The 15,066-nt window shown below is 40.3% G+C and carries 14 protein-coding genes; 7 read left to right on the top strand and 7 right to left on the bottom strand.

The window, feature by feature from the left end; all coding sequences use genetic code 11:
• The first annotated feature begins 180 nt into the window (after nt 1-180).
• Both I5J82_RS17795 and I5J82_RS17790 read left to right on the top strand, forming a co-directional pair.
• Nucleotides 181-2,091 (top strand): ABC-F family ATP-binding cassette domain-containing protein, encoded by a 1,911-nt coding sequence (locus I5J82_RS17795; RefSeq protein ID WP_198769140.1) that lies wholly within the window; start codon nt 181-183, stop codon nt 2,089-2,091.
• Nucleotides 2,092-2,328: 237 nt separating this feature from the next.
• Nucleotides 2,329-3,306 carry a nuclease-related domain-containing protein gene (locus tag I5J82_RS17790; RefSeq protein ID WP_198769139.1) on the top strand — a complete coding sequence of 326 codons (978 nt, stop codon included), beginning with the start codon at nt 2,329-2,331 and terminating at the stop codon, nt 3,304-3,306.
• 52 nt (nt 3,307-3,358) lie between these two features.
• Here I5J82_RS17790 and I5J82_RS17785 read toward each other — a convergent pair whose 3' ends face one another.
• From I5J82_RS17785 to I5J82_RS17775, 3 genes are all read right to left on the bottom strand, one after another.
• Nucleotides 3,359-4,915, bottom strand: coding sequence for an ABC-F family ATP-binding cassette domain-containing protein (locus I5J82_RS17785; protein WP_144704074.1), 1,557 nt, complete (start codon nt 4,913-4,915; stop codon nt 3,359-3,361).
• A 141-nt stretch (nt 4,916-5,056) separates the two neighbouring features.
• Nucleotides 5,057-5,218 (bottom strand): hypothetical protein, encoded by a 162-nt coding sequence (locus I5J82_RS17780; RefSeq protein WP_186320646.1) that lies wholly within the window; start codon nt 5,216-5,218, stop codon nt 5,057-5,059.
• Nucleotides 5,219-5,279: 61 nt separating this feature from the next.
• Complete coding sequence (locus tag I5J82_RS17775) at nt 5,280-5,732, bottom strand: DUF2269 family protein (protein ID WP_198769138.1); 453 nt, start codon at nt 5,730-5,732, stop codon at nt 5,280-5,282.
• 511 nt (nt 5,733-6,243) lie between these two features.
• On the opposite strand from I5J82_RS17775, the gene I5J82_RS17770 reads away from it, so the two are divergent.
• From I5J82_RS17770 to qoxD, 5 genes are all read left to right on the top strand, one after another.
• Nucleotides 6,244-7,596, top strand: a complete 1,353-nt coding sequence (locus I5J82_RS17770; RefSeq protein WP_198769279.1) for an L-cystine transporter — start codon at nt 6,244-6,246, stop codon at nt 7,594-7,596.
• A 409-nt stretch (nt 7,597-8,005) separates the two neighbouring features.
• Nucleotides 8,006-8,980, top strand: coding sequence for a cytochrome aa3 quinol oxidase subunit II (qoxA, locus tag I5J82_RS17765; protein WP_408610414.1), 975 nt, complete (start codon nt 8,006-8,008; stop codon nt 8,978-8,980).
• Between the two features lie 18 nt (nt 8,981-8,998).
• The gene (gene qoxB / locus I5J82_RS17760; RefSeq protein ID WP_198769136.1) at nt 8,999-10,939 is read left to right on the top strand and encodes a cytochrome aa3 quinol oxidase subunit I; all 1,941 of its coding nucleotides are present in this window, start codon (nt 8,999-9,001) and stop codon (nt 10,937-10,939) included.
• Nucleotides 10,940-10,953: 14 nt separating this feature from the next.
• Nucleotides 10,954-11,574, top strand: coding sequence for a cytochrome aa3 quinol oxidase subunit III (gene qoxC / locus I5J82_RS17755; RefSeq protein WP_198769135.1), 621 nt, complete (start codon nt 10,954-10,956; stop codon nt 11,572-11,574).
• Nucleotides 11,567-11,989 (top strand): cytochrome aa3 quinol oxidase subunit IV, encoded by a 423-nt coding sequence (qoxD, locus tag I5J82_RS17750; RefSeq protein ID WP_198769134.1) that lies wholly within the window; start codon nt 11,567-11,569, stop codon nt 11,987-11,989. Before qoxC ends, qoxD begins: the two co-directional genes overlap by 8 nt.
• 260 nt (nt 11,990-12,249) lie before the next feature.
• Here qoxD and I5J82_RS17745 read toward each other — a convergent pair whose 3' ends face one another.
• The 4 genes from I5J82_RS17745 to pdxK form a co-directional block, all read right to left on the bottom strand.
• Nucleotides 12,250-12,525: a spore morphogenesis/germination protein YwcE gene (locus I5J82_RS17745; protein ID WP_066243203.1), complete on the bottom strand. Its 276-nt coding sequence runs from the start codon at nt 12,523-12,525 to the stop codon at nt 12,250-12,252.
• 206 nt (nt 12,526-12,731) lie between these two features.
• Nucleotides 12,732-13,376: a bacillithiol biosynthesis deacetylase BshB2 gene (gene bshB2 / locus I5J82_RS17740; protein WP_198769133.1), complete on the bottom strand. Its 645-nt coding sequence runs from the start codon at nt 13,374-13,376 to the stop codon at nt 12,732-12,734.
• Nucleotides 13,377-13,389: 13 nt separating this feature from the next.
• Complete coding sequence (locus I5J82_RS17735) at nt 13,390-13,740, bottom strand: YojF family protein (RefSeq protein ID WP_198769278.1); 351 nt, start codon at nt 13,738-13,740, stop codon at nt 13,390-13,392.
• 379 nt (nt 13,741-14,119) lie between these two features.
• On the bottom strand, nt 14,120-14,932 hold the full coding sequence (gene pdxK, locus I5J82_RS17730) for a pyridoxine/pyridoxal/pyridoxamine kinase (RefSeq protein ID WP_137791524.1): 813 nt from the start codon (nt 14,930-14,932) through the stop codon (nt 14,120-14,122).
• Nucleotides 14,933-15,066 lie beyond the last annotated feature (134 nt).

Here is a 15,066-nt window from a genome sequence, read left to right as displayed (position 1 = left end):
GTGAATTGAAAATAGGTGGCATCCGTTTTGAGCAAAAAACGTGCCCACTTCTTTTCAGAACATGTTTTACACTATAACAAATATTCCAAAAAGAATGCAAATCATAACCGAAAGATGCTATTCTGACAGGGTTGAGCTACAATAGAATGCAAAGACATTAGCCTAAGGAATGATATGGTTTTGAGTATTTTATTAGTTGAAAATCTATATAAAACATACGGTGAAAAAACGCTGTTTGACGATATCACTTTTTCGATCAGCGACAAGCAAAGAATTGGACTCATCGGACCGAATGGAACGGGGAAGTCCTCGTTATTAAAAGCTATTGCAGGGTTCGAACCAGCAGAACGCGGTACGTTATCGCATGCGAACACGTTCCAAATCGAATATGTGGCCCAAGAGCCCGAACTTGATGAGGATTTATCCGTTTTAGATCAAATCTATTACGGAGATTCTCTCATCATGAAAACGATGCGTGAATATGAACAAGCCCTACTAGATCTAGAATCTGACCCGTCGAACGAAAAGAAGCTGAAGCGTTTGATGAATAGTCAGCAAAAGATGGATGAAAATGAGGCATGGGAAGCAAATACCATCGCTAAAACGGTGCTCACAAAGCTTGGTCTTCGCGACTTTTCTCGTCAAGTGAAGCATTTAAGCGGTGGGCAAAAGAAGCGTGTGGCGATTGCAAAAGCACTCATTCAACCTGCAGATCTGCTGATTTTGGACGAGCCTACAAACCATCTTGATAATGAAACGGTTGAATGGCTAGAAACGTTCTTAGGAAACTATAAAGGGGCCTTATTGATGGTTACCCATGACCGATATTTCCTAAACCGCGTAACAAACAATATCTTTGAGCTCGATAATGGAAAACTTTATGTTTATGAGGGAAATTACGAAAGGTACTTGGAGAAAAAGGCAGAACGTGAAGAGATTGCACTTCAGAACGAAGATAAGCGTCAAAACACTCTTCGCCGCGAATTAGCGTGGTTACGCCGTGGTGCGAAAGCGCGGACTACGAAACAAAAAGCTCGAATTCAACGCGTAGAAAATTTGCAAGAAGAAACAGGACCTACAGTAAAAGGATCTGTTGAGTTTGCGATCGGATCACAACGACTTGGCAAAAAAGTGATTGAAGTTGAAGGGTTGAGTAAAAGTTTAGATGGGAAAGAGCTTGTGAAAAATCTTGACTATCTAATTGTTCCTGGTGAACGACTTGGAATCATCGGGCCAAACGGAAGCGGGAAAACCACTTTATTAAATATGTTAGCCGGCAGAATGGCACCTGATTCAGGTTCTGTTGAAGTAGGGGAAACGGTTAAGATCGGCTACTATACACAAGATCACGAAGAGCTCGACGGAAACTTGCGCGTAGTTGATTATATAAAGGAAACGGCACAGGTCATCACGACGGTAGATGGTCAGACGATCACGGCTGAACAGATGCTCGAACGTTTCCTGTTTCCGCGCTATATGCAGTATACGTATATTCGTAAGTTATCTGGTGGAGAGAAACGCCGCTTGTACATGCTAAAAGTGTTAATGGAAGAGCCGAACGTTCTGTTTTTGGATGAACCCACAAATGACTTGGACATTCAAACGTTAGGGATTTTAGAAGAGTATCTAGAAAATTTTCCTGGCGTAGTGTTGACAGTTTCCCATGACCGCTACTTTTTAGATCGTGTCGTTGATCATCTTCTTGCATTCGAAGGGAACGCAAACATTGTAAGGTTCCAAGGCAGCTATTCTGACTACATGGATGAGAAAAAAGAGCGTGATGAAATGACTGCTGCGGTGAAGAAAGAGGCCTCGTCTGTAGAAGTGACGGAACCTTCTACACAGCATCGTAAAGAAAAGAAGAAAAAGCTTTCGTACAAAGATCAGCAAGATTGGGATACGATTGAAGAGCGAATCATGAACCTTGAAGAGAAAAAAGAGCAATATGAAGCAGAAATTGTTGCTGCAGGAAGCGATTTTGGCAAGATCAGCGAGCTTATGGCTGAGCAGAAAAAAGTGGAGAGTGAGCTTGAAGCTGCGATGGAGCGATGGGAAGAGCTTTCGTTGCTTGTGGAAGAGCTGAATAGTTGATTGGGTGGGCACCTCTTGCTGATAGCAGGAGGTGTTTTTTACGCTAAAAAGTGGAGAATTGGGCTGAAGACTTATAAAAATTTTTGAGGACTTATAAAATCTTTTGAGGACTTATAAATTTTTTTGAAGACTTATAAACCTTTACGAGGACTTATAAAAAAATTCTGCTTTTTCATGAAAGGAAAATTAGTGGCAATTGTTGAATTTTTATAAGGAAATTAAGTGTGAGGTGATGATTTGATAGTAAAAGAAAGAACAAAACTGTTAACACTTTTCAAACTAGATTCATTATTAGAAAGAATGCCTCTGAATTTCTCCAAAAAACCGGATATTTTAAGTGATAGGGCAAAATTTAATGCTGGGTTTAATGGAGAGAAGTCCCTTGATTATCATTTAAGTGATTTACCTGTAGAAAACTATTATATTTTCCACGATTTAAGGCTCCCAAGAGATAAAACGCAAAAACAATACTTCCAGCTTGATTCTCTCATCATAACTCCACACTATTGTTTAATCATTGAAGTTAAGAATTTAATAGGAAACCTGTATTTTGACAATCAATTTAACCAAGTGATTCGCACCAGAAACGGTATTGAAGAAGCGTTTCCAGATCCAATCATACAAGTTGAATTTCAAGCTTCATGTTTTAAGGAATGGCTCTCCTCTCATAAGTTTGCTGGCATACCTATCTTTTATTTAGTAGTGATAACTAATATTCACTCAGTAATTAAAATTTCTCCTTCATATAAGAAAAGTCTTAATAAAATTGTTAGAGGCAAAGACTTGATTCGGGCGATTCATCGTTTAACGCAAAATTATACACACCATCATTTATCTCAAAAAGATATAAAGAAATTGAGTAAACTTTTAATAAAGAATCATAAACAGATAAATAATGATATTTTAAAACAATATGAGATAAAAAAAGAGGATTTAGCCACAGGAGTTATTTGCCCTAATTGTGGTAACTTACCGATGAAAAGAGCAATGAGACACTGGCTTTGTTTAACTTGTTCTAATAAGAATGCTGATGCACATATAAAAGCTATTCATGATTATGGACTCTTGATAAATCCTCAAGTTAAAAATGAAGAATTACGAAACTTCTTGCATCTTAATTCCTCTACTAGCATGTATAAAATTCTCCGTGCTATGGATTTAAAACCAAAGGGCTCAAGAAAAGCCGCAACCTATACCATCCCATTACCAAAATAACTCCCAAATAAAAAACCCCCATCCAAAGATGAGGGCTAGCAAACAGATTTACTTAAAACACTTTCGTCGTCCAGCTTTCACAGTTCCAGACGTCATTTGCAACTTCTTTATAAAATTCAGGTTCATGGGAGATTAACAGCACACTACCTTTGAAGGCCTTCAATGCACGCATTAATTCATCTTTCGCCTCAACGTCTAAATGGTTGGTCGGCTCATCGAGTACAAGAACGTTGTTTTCATGGTTGATCAATTTACATAGACGAACCTTCGCTTTTTCTCCACCGCTCAGCACTTCTACTTTACTCTCGATATGTTTTGTAGTTAGACCACACTTCGCAAGGGCAGCACGAACTTCATGATGAGAGAAACCAGGGAACTCGCTCCAGATTTCGTCGATACATGTATTATAGTTCGCTGACTTTACTTCTTGTTCGAAGTAACCGATCTCTAGGTTTTCACCGCGCTCAACGGAGCCTGATACAGGTGTGATCTCACCTAGTATGCTGCGGAGCAACGTTGTTTTACCGATACCGTTCGCACCGACTAAAGCAATTTTTTGACCGCGTTCCATACGCAGATTCAGCGGCTTAGAAAGTGGCTCGTCATATCCGATTACAAGGTCTTTTGTTTCAAAGATCAGCTTGCTTGGCGTACGCGCCTCTTTAAAGTTGAACTCTGGCTTTGGTTTTTCTTTAGCGAGCTCAATAACATCCATTTTATCGAGTTTCTTTTGTCGAGACATTGCCATGTTTCGAGTCGAAACACGTGCTTTATTACGGGCAACGAAATCCTTCAATCCGGCAATCTCCTGCTGTTGACGCTTAAACGCTGCTTCTAACTGAGATTTTTTCATCTCATGAACGGATTTGAAGTGATCGTAATCCCCAACATAACGGTTTAATTCTTGATTTTCCATGTGATAGATCAAGTTAATGACGCTGTTTAAGAATGGAATATCATGCGAGATTAAGATAAACGCATTTTCGTACTCCTGCAGATAACGCTTCAGCCACTCGATATGCTGCTCATCCAGATAGTTTGTCGGCTCATCAAGTAAGAGAATTTCTGGCTTTTCTAATAAAAGCTTAGCAAGCAATACCTTTGTACGCTGCCCACCACTTAGATCGTGTACGTCACGGTCTAAACCGATATCATCAAGACCAAGTCCACGCGCGATTTCTTCAACTTTAGCATCAATTACGTAAAAGTCGTTGTTTGTTAACGTATCTTGAATAACGCCAACATCTTCAAGCATCTTTTCAAGCTCTTCAGGTGTCGCTTCACCCATCTTTTCGTACATGCTGTTCATTTCATTTTCCATGTCGAGCAAATATTGAAACGCGCTCTTCAACACGTCGCGAATAGACATGCCTTTTTGGAGAACCGTGTGCTGATCTAGATAGCCGACACGTACCTTTTTTGCCCATTCTACTTTACCTTCATCAGGCTTTAATTTGCCTGTAATAATATTCATAAACGTTGACTTCCCCTCACCGTTTGCACCGATTAAACCGATGTGCTCACCTTTAAGCAGGCGGAAGGAAACATCATTAAATATGGCACGATCGCCAAAACCATGGCTTAAGCCTTGCACCGTTAAAATACTCATCTATATAACACCTTTTCTGTCAGTAATTTGTACCCTCTTGATTATAGTATTGAATGGGGAAGGAACTCAATAGGTGCATACGTAATCTTAAAAAAGAAAAAGCACCCATGGAAGATTTTCCAAGAGTGCTATGAATGTCATCTATTCTTGCTCACCCGTTCGGTTCTTGAACGCTTCTTTTGTTGCAAGGTTCACTGAATCTGTTTCATCCGACTTTTCAACCAATCGATTTTGAAGGGTATTATCAGGAAATCTTCCCGGATGACCTTGTTTTTTATGTTCGAACGATTTTCCGCGTGCCATATTTTTCACTCCTCATCTCTTTACAACGTATTGTGTCCAAGAGAAGAGGGAATTATGAAGGTTAAAAAGGTTTCACTACCATTAAAATTATTATAACAACAGCTAAACCATGTAGAGAATAAATATAAGGATCCAGCTGTCTATCAACCGTACGGTAAGATTGAGGAAGGTCATCACCTTCATGCGAATTCAGAATGTTACTCATCTGCTTCTGTTTTTTTGGAATGATGCCAATAACAAGAACTTGTGCAAGGACATAAATAACTAATGAAGAGATATACCAAAATTCACTAAATAGTGAAGTATTTAAATAACCTAATAAAAGTCCAGTTGCAAGAAGTGTTAAACTGCCAATCTTCGGTAGAGTTTCTATATTAGCGTTAACTTGAAGTGCAAAGCGAGCTTGGTTTGTAGTTTTAGCAAATTTAGTAACGACTGGCATCGCGAAGCTTGCGCCGAGTCCAACTATTGCTGCTAAGATGTGCAAAAGTACGATTGATCCGTAAAACGTCATTAAATTTCCCCCTTAAATATGTAAGAATGATTACTCATCTACAATTTATTATGATATGCAGGAAAATAGTCCTTCTTTTAGATGGTTACTTTTATCCTGTTTTCGCATTCGTTAGAGGTTTGGAAATTCATTTATTTTTGATTCAGTGCGACGTTTTATAGTGTGAAACCTGTTGCTCATGTGCTTAGCCACCAGTTTAAAATATCCTCTAGCCAAACTTTAGTACCAAGTCATAAGGATTTGTTACAAAAACAAGCATATCTTAGTTTTAAGTTGAATATATCTGTATCACAACTAAATATTTCACCTGTGACTACGGCATAAACACACTAATGATGGGCTTACTCTTATTAAAAGCTTGTCTTTTTTTGTGTGAGGAGGTGGCGGCTAAAAAACATCCTGCTGGTAATCCTTACTTGACAGATGGGTTTAATTGTATTAATTTTACTTTAGTTAACTAAAGGGGGGCTTGTAGGTGACTACTGGTTTAGTTTTATCGAATATAGCAATTATGCTTATACTATTGGGTGTTTTGTATTACATGCAAAAAAAGCACGTCTCATTCTCAAAGCGTGTGTTTACGGGGCTTGGTCTAGGGATTTTGTTTGGACTGGGACTTCAGTACGGATATGGAGCAGACTCTGAGGTTGCTGCTAAGTCGACTGACTGGTTCAATCTAGTCGGCGGCGGTTATGTGACGTTCTTAAAAATGATCGTTGTTCCACTCGTGTTCATTTCAATCCTTTCAGCGTTTACGCGTCTGAACTTAAAAGGAAACATCGGAAAACTTAGTGGATTGATTATCGGAATATTAATAGGTACGACTGCAATTGCTGCGGTTGTCGGAATTGCAACTTCTACTGTTTTTGATCTTGAAGCTGTACAAATCGAGCAAGGGGATGCAGAAACTGCTCGTGGTGAAGAGATGGAAGGTACATTTGCCGAGGTAAAAGATCTGACACTTCCGCAACAGGTTCTTTCATTATTACCAGCTAACCCATTCTTAGATTTTACTGGAGCTCGTCCGACTTCAACGATCGCTGTAGTAATATTTGCTGCATTCCTAGGCGTGGCTTATCTAGGAGTCAAACGTAAGCAAGAAGAGCAGGCAGAGCTTTTTGCTAAGATTGTTGATGCGTTTTATGCGGTAATCATGCGTGTAGTAACGTTGATTCTTCGACTAACTCCTTATGGGGTTCTCGCGTTGATGACCAAAACAGTTGCACTGAGCAATATGGATGCAATCGCGAAACTAGGTAAGTTCGTAATTGCTTCATATGTCGCCTTACTGATCATGTTCGGAATTCACTTATTGCTTTTAACATTTGCAGGTTTAAACCCGATTACTTATATGAAAAAATCTTTCCCTGTACTATCTTTTGCTTTCACTTCACGTACGAGTGCAGGAGCGCTTCCATTAAATATTCGTACGCAAAAGAGCATGGGTGTACCTGACGGAATTGCAAACTTCTCAGGTTCGTTTGGTCTTTCTATCGGGCAAAATGGATGTGCGGGAATCTACCCTGCAATGCTAGCCGTTATGATCGCTCCAACGGTGGGAATCGATCCGTTGTCACCATCATTCTTGTTGACATTGATTGTAGTTGTAGCGCTAAGTTCGTTCGGTGTAGCAGGTGTTGGTGGTGGAGCAACGTTTGCGGCAATACTTGTACTTTCTGCAATGGATCTTCCTATCGCATTAGCAGGTCTATTGATCTCTGTTGAGCCATTAATCGATATGGGTCGTACGGCTGTTAACGTAAGTGGTGCGATGACATCAGGATTGTTAACAAGTAAGGTTCAAAATCAGCTTGATACAAGTGTATACAATGACACTGAAAATCAAGTTGAAGTAAGTGCATAAAAGTTTAAGAAATAGCGATCTTGTCTTAATCAGGCAAGGTCGTTTTTTATTTGTAAAATTTACATAGGCAGGTGTATGTTGGGTGTAAATAGGGTAAAAAGTAAAAACTGAACTTTTAAAAAGCTCAAGATTGTTTTCCATTGAAAGAAGTCTCTTCCAAAAACGTGAACATTCTATGTCAAAACTGTGATAAAGTTGTGAGCTTTATTTGAAGTAATCGTGACATTTGTTGTGGATAGAGTCACATTTATTAGGATTCTGGTACTATGAAAGCAAAGGTTTTTTGTCATTTAAAATTTGCCTATGTTTTACATTGTGATTTAATTCACAATGCTCTATAATCACTCTTGGTTCGTTTTTTATTAGGCAAAAGTAAATGCTTGTAAATAGAGAAAGGAAGGTGGACCTGGTGATGCGACGGTTGAAGCCGTTTTTTACATTCGGGTTATTGATGGCCGTATTTATGCTTAGCGGCTGCAGCGATATGATTGTTTTAGATCCAAAAGGACCTGTAGGAGCAGAACAGAGGGATCTGATCATGTATTCCATCTGGTTTATGTTATTTATCCTACTAGTTGTTTACGCACTTACTGCTTTTATTGTTTATAAATATCGTGATCGCAAAAACCATAAAGGATATGATCCTGATAATGAAGGAAGTCATCTTCTTGAGACGATTTGGTGGATCATTCCTATTATTATCGTTATCGCATTATCGATTCCAACGGTAAAGAGTATCTATTCTCTTGAAGGACCTCCTGAAGAGTCGAAAGATCAAAAGCCGTTGGTGATTCATGCAACGTCTGTAAACTGGAAATGGGTATTCTCCTATCCAGAGCAAGATATTGAAACAGTTAACTATCTTCACATTCCTGAAGATCGACCTGTATTGTTCAAACTGACTTCAGCTGATTCGATGGCATCGTTCTGGGTACCTCAGTTAGGTGGTCAGAAATATGCGATGGCTGGCATGGAGACAGAGCTTTATCTGCAAGCTGACGAGCAAGGGACTTATGAAGGACGTAACTCTAACTTTACAGGAGAAGGATTTACTAACCATACGTTTGATGTGTTGGCTATGTCTGATGCAGAGTTTGATAAGTGGGCGAGTGAAACAAAAGCTGATGCTCCTGAGCTTTCGAAGGGTCAGTATGACAAGCTTATGCTTCCTGGTCACGTGAAACAAATGACTTTCTCTTCTACTCACTTAGATTGGGTAGATCATGCTAAAAACCCTGAATACGCGTTAGATGCTCGCGAACGTTTAGGTTATGAAGAGAAGCTTCCTCACTCCAAAGCAGGTAAGGAAGAAAAGAAGAAGCGTGAAGAAGAGATGAAGAAGCTTGAAGAATCAGAGTCTCATGGGGATTCTCATGCCCATTAACAGAGGAGGCATTTCAATATGAAATGGGATGAATTTTTCGTAACAGGCGACCCGATGATATATGGTGCTGACGTATCCATCGTACTTACGATGGTGGGTATCCTGTTCTATCTTACTAAATATAAAAAATGGAAATGGTTGTGGGACGAATGGCTTACAACGGTTGACCATAAAAAACTCGGTATCATGTATATCGTATCCGCTGTCTTAATGCTGTTCCGCGGTGGGGTAGATGCCCTCTTAATGCGTACACAGCTAGCGGTTCCAGAGGCTAAGTTCCTCGATTCACAGCACTATAACGAAATCTTTACAACACACGGTACAATCATGATCATCTTCATGGCGATGCCGTTCTTGATCGGTTTGATTAACGTCGTTGTTCCCTTACAAATTGGAGCTCGCGACGTAGCTTATCCTTATTTAAACGCAGTTAGTTTCTGGACGTTCTTTATTGGTGCGATGTTGTTCAACATCTCATTCGTTATCGGTGGATCTCCATCAGCAGGTTGGACGAGTTACATGCCACTTGCAAGTAACGAGCTCAGTCCAGGACCTGGACAGAACTATTATCTGCTCGGTCTACAGATCGCAGGTATTGGTACGCTCTTAACGGGTATTAACTTCTTAGTAACGATCCTTAAGATGCGTGCACCGGGAATGACATTGTTCCGTATGCCGATGTTCACTTGGTCATCTCTTGTAACAATGGTTATCATTATTTTCGCTTTCCCGATTCTTACAGTAGCTCTAGCACTTATGACATTTGACCGTTTATTCGGCAGCCATTTCTTCACTCTGCAAGGAGCAGGAATGGATATGCTTTGGGCGAACCTTTTCTGGTTATGGGGTCACCCAGAGGTTTATATCGTAATTCTACCGGCATTCGGTATGTTCTCAGAGATCATCTCTACGTTCTCTAGAAAAACGCTATTTGGTTACAAAGCCATGATCTGGTCTATGCTTTTAATCGCAGGATACAGTTTCTTGGTATGGGTCCATCACTTCTTTACGATGGGTTCAGGAGCACTTGTTAACTCTGTATTCTCTATCACAACGATGGCGATCGGTATTCCGACCGGGGTTAAGATCTTTAACTGGTTGTTTACCATGTACAGAGGTAAGATTCAATTTACGACGCCGATGCTTTGGTCACTCGGATTTATCGTGAACTTTGTAATCGGTGGGGTTACGGGTGTCATGCTTGCCATGGCAGCTGCTGACTATCAGTACCACAACACATACTTCCTAGTATCTCACTTCCACTATGTGTTGATCGCGGGTACAGTATTTGCTTGTTTCGCTGGTTTAATCTACTGGTATCCGAAGATGTTTGGTTACAAACTGAACGAACGTATCGGTAAATGGGTATTCTGGGTATTTACAATCGGATTTAACGTATGTTTCTTCCCACAATACTTCCTTGGTCTAGACGGTATGCCTCGTCGTGTTTACACGTACAGCGAAGAGTCTGGCTGGGGTCCATTGAACATGGTATCTACAATTGGTGGATTCATGATGGGTATCGCGTTCTTAATCCTTGTTTACAACATGTACTACAGCTTCCGTTACGCGAAGCGCGAAACAACTGGAGATGCTTGGGATGGCCGTACTTTAGAATGGTCTACTCCTACAGCAATGCCTCCATTCTATAACTTTGCTAAGATTCCAGAAGTAACAGGTCTTGATCACTTCTGGAGACAGAAGCAAGCAGGAAAAGTTGAGAAGCTAAAAGCTGAAGATATTAAACCGATTCATATGCCAAGTAACTCTGGTGTTCCGTTCATCATGGCATCCTTCTTCTTTGTTGCCGGATTCGGAATGGTATTCGATTGGATGTGGATGGCGATCGCTGGAATAATCGGTGTATTTGCAACATTGTTCTATCGTTCGTTTGAGTATGATGATGGTTATTATGTAAGTGTTGAAGAAGTAATCGAAACAGAAAAGATTTCTAAATAAGGAGGCGTGAAAAAATGGCACATGCAGAAACACACGACCCCAACACGCCTTTAGAGTATCGTTCGGAGACTGGGCGTTTAAATATACTCGGTTTCTGGATTTTCCTAGGGGCAGAAATTGCGTTGTTCGCGACATTATTTGCAACGTATATGGTTTTATCTCACCGTATCGCTGATGGTCCGGCTCTTGGTGAACTGTTTGAGGTAAAGAGTTTATTAATCCAAACGTTCTTGCTTTTAACAAGTAGTTTCACTTGTGGACTAGCGGTGCATGAGATGCGTCGTCACAATGTAAAAGGTTTGATCACATGGATGGCTATTACACTTGGTCTTGGACTAGGATTCCTTTACTTCGAGATTCAAGAGTTCTTACACTTCATTCATGAAGGTGCAAACATCGGTACAAGTGCAGCATGGTCAGGATTCTTCGTTCTGGTTGGTACCCACGGTGCCCACGTAACATTCGGTATCTTCTGGGTAACGATGGTCTTGATTCAAGTAGCAAAACGTGGATTGACCCCAGCTACTTCTGCAAAAGTTTTCATCACCAGTCTATACTGGCACTTCTTAGACGTAGTGTGGATCTTTATCTTCACAGCCGTTTATCTGATGGGGATGGTGACGCATAATGGCTAATAAAACTGTAGCTAATGAACACCACGGCTTCCCGTGGAAGCATTTAATCGGTTTCGTTTTATCCATCGTGCTCACATTATTCGCACTTTGGATCGCACTAGGAACAGATCTATCATTGACTTGGATCTTAATTATCATTTTTGGTTTTGCGTTCTTACAAGCTGCTCTTCAGCTCTTGATGTTCATGCACGTAACAGAGAACTCGACTAAGAGTAACCTGACGAGCCGTGTACAGATCGGTAACATCCTATTCGCAGCATTCGTTGCGATTGTTATCGTAATCGGTTCTGTTTGGGTAATGACAGCTGGTCACGCGAAGCACGATAAAGATCAGCATGCACCGAAGACTGAAAACCATGAGAATCATGGTGGAGGTAGTGAGCATGATTCGGGTGAACATGGGAGTCATGAATAAGGAATAGTATTTATTTAAAAATGATTTTGAAAGCCTCTTGCTAGGGATGGAATATCCTTTTAGCAAGGGGTTTTTTGTTTCTCGAAGTAAGTATTAAGCATAATTTTATGGCGCGAGTATGAAATCCGAGCACCATATGGTTATACGAGATGAGGGGGGACGAGAATGTGTTATGAAAGAGTATATCAGGATATTTGAATGAGAAAAAATACCAAAGAATGCAAAAACCCCTCTAATAATAGAGGGGATTAAAGTTTGAATTAATATTTTGCTTTTTCCATCTTGCGCTTCGCCAGATATGGACGACCCCATACGATGTATGCTGCATAATGAGCAAAAACGACGTTTGCGATGAATACGGTGATGAAGAAACTGTGTACGAATAAGCTTAAGCTGTCATTAGCCATGAATAACACAACGTAAGTCCATAAAAGGGCGATGAACGGCGTTTGCCATAAGGCTAACTTACGACTATCATTCCATAAAAATAATGGTGTGGCAGTCGCTACAAATAAGTAAACCATAAAAACATCCATTACTAATCAACCCCTTGAAGTATTGTTTACGCTTACAATTTTGACGAATTAGCGTCTAAATTGTGAACGATTTGTTACAATTAGTATACCACAATATTAGGAAAATGCTACATGGATTTGTACATTTTTTTGAAAATTCAAGTATTTACGCATAAAAAATAACCCGAAGCCTAGTTAGGCCAACGGGTTAATTACACCATAATTCTTTATAATGGATAACGCCAAAATCTTTCATTTTTTACCCAAGCCAGCATAGCAGGATCTTTATCAACGCTTTCCACTAGCCATTGTGTTTGAGATCGATGTGCTTTAATGCAGTTCATTTTTTCTTCAAAAACATCGGAGATATCTGTTACAACATGTGGAGCTCCTAAATCTTCCTCAGAATTTTTTGCAAAAGCCACACATAATAACTCCGGACGATCCATCTCAGGCATGCTTCCTACTGCACGCACGACGGCTCTTGCTGTAGCTTCATGGTCAGGGTGTACGCTATACCCTGGATAAAAAGTAATTAGACGTGTTGGTTTAACCTCTTCAATGACAGCTAAGAATTGATCAGCTAAAAACTTCTCATCTTCAAATTCTACAGTTTTGTCACGGAACCCAAATTGCCGCAGATCTTGAATGCCAACTGCGGCACAGGCATCCTCAAGCTCTTTTTGGCGAATCAGAGGAAGCGATTCACGAGTAGCGAATGGCGGGTTTCCCATATTTCTACCCATCTGACCGAGCGTTAAGCAGATATAAGTAACGGGTAAGCCTTTTTTTGTATGTTGAGCAATCGTCCCGGACACCCCGAATGCTTCATCATCTGGGTGGGGGAATATTACGAGTAAATGATCATCCATGAATGTAACCTCCTTATACGTCGAATGGGGAAGAGCTAAGCTGAAGAGCTACTGCAAGGCGACCTTCCGCGTCATGACCGGCCATCAGTAACCTTCCTTCAGTGTCAATTTCCCAATGTGTTAAGCCTTCTGCATAAATCCATCCTAGCTCAATTTTCAAGCCAACACGGTATGGGCCGTTTCCCATAATTTTTCCTGATAAGGGTGTTACTTTACCGTTTCGAATATATGCGTTAACGGTTAGAACACTCTCGTTATTATGATTGGCATATGCGCCATTGGTTGTTTCTAAATGTAGATAAAGTTCTTTTCCAATAAGCTGATCCAGTGTTTTCTGGACTTCGTTGGTTTGTATGAGCTGCATATCTTCACACTCCAGTGCTGAATAGATGTACTTATTATAATTCAAATTCGTAAATAACGTGTATGATATGCCTATCATTTTAAAAGCGGATTGTGAATGTCTGTGAAAGTAGTTGATTTCCGCTCCAGGTGCTCGCTTTCCGTGGGGCAGGCGATGAGCCACATTCGTACGTTTCACGTATAAGTGTCTCACCTGCCCGCCTGTCCCACAGGAGTCTCACACCCTGCGCTCCAATCAACTTGTCATTGAAGCAAAATAAAAGTATAAATCACTATAAAGATTTGTTTTCAAGACTTGAAAGTAGTTGGTCGGAGTAGTCACAAAGATTTTTTTAGAGAACAAAAAAGACCGATCTAAAATGATCAGTCTTCACTAATAATTATTTGTTTAATTTATCACGGTAAGCACCATGCCAAGTTGGTCCTACGTATTGGTTGATTTCAAATCCTGCTGCGATAGCTTCTGTAATGAAATCTTTTGCTGTTAAGATAGCTTCGCGTACTGGCTTTCCTTTAGCAAGTTCTGCTGTAATCGCTGCGGAGAACGTGCAGCCTGCGCCGTGCGTCCACGTTGTTTCAATTCTTTCAGATTCTAAAACTTCAAACTCTTGTCCATCATAAAGAACGTCAACGGCATTTTCGTGTTCAAGTTTTGCGCCGCCTTTAACGATTACATATTTAGCTCCATTTGCTTGAATCTTATGAGCAGCTTCCATCATCTGTTCAACTGTCGTGATCGGTTCCATACCCGCTAGTTGAGCAGCTTCGAATAGGTTTGGTGTTACGACAGTCGCTTTAGGGACCAATACATTTTGAAGGGTGCTAGCAAGTTCAGGGTGTAGAGGTTCTGCTCCTTTACAAACCATAACAGGGTCTACTACCACGTTTTGAAGATCGTGCTTTTCAATAAGATCTGCTGTTATTTGTATAGCTTCTACGGAAGCAAGCATGCCAGTTTTGAGTGCATCAACACCAATTCCGGAAACAACCGTTTCTAATTGAGCTTTGAAAAGATCATTAGGAAGTAAGAACACTTCATGAAACCATTCTCGATGTGGGTCTTGGGCAACCACAACATTTAGAGCAGTCATACCGTAAACGCCTAGCTCTTGAAAAGTTTTTAAATCAGCTTGAATACCAGCTCCACCGCTTGTATCTGATCCTGCAATCGTAAGTGCTTTTTTAGGTGACATCATAAAATCTCCTTTATTCTCGTTTCTCTATATGTAACAGATTATAGCAAAAAATAAGGAGAAAAGAAAAAGTAGCTCACTGCGGTAAATTTCTCCAAGTAATCAAAGCGATTGACATATTTGTATATACAGGT

The organism is Fictibacillus halophilus (assembly GCF_016401385.1).
GTDB classification, from domain to species: domain Bacteria; phylum Bacillota; class Bacilli; order Bacillales; family Fictibacillaceae; genus Fictibacillus; species Fictibacillus halophilus.
This window is presented reverse-complemented; position numbering and strand designations above follow the sequence as displayed.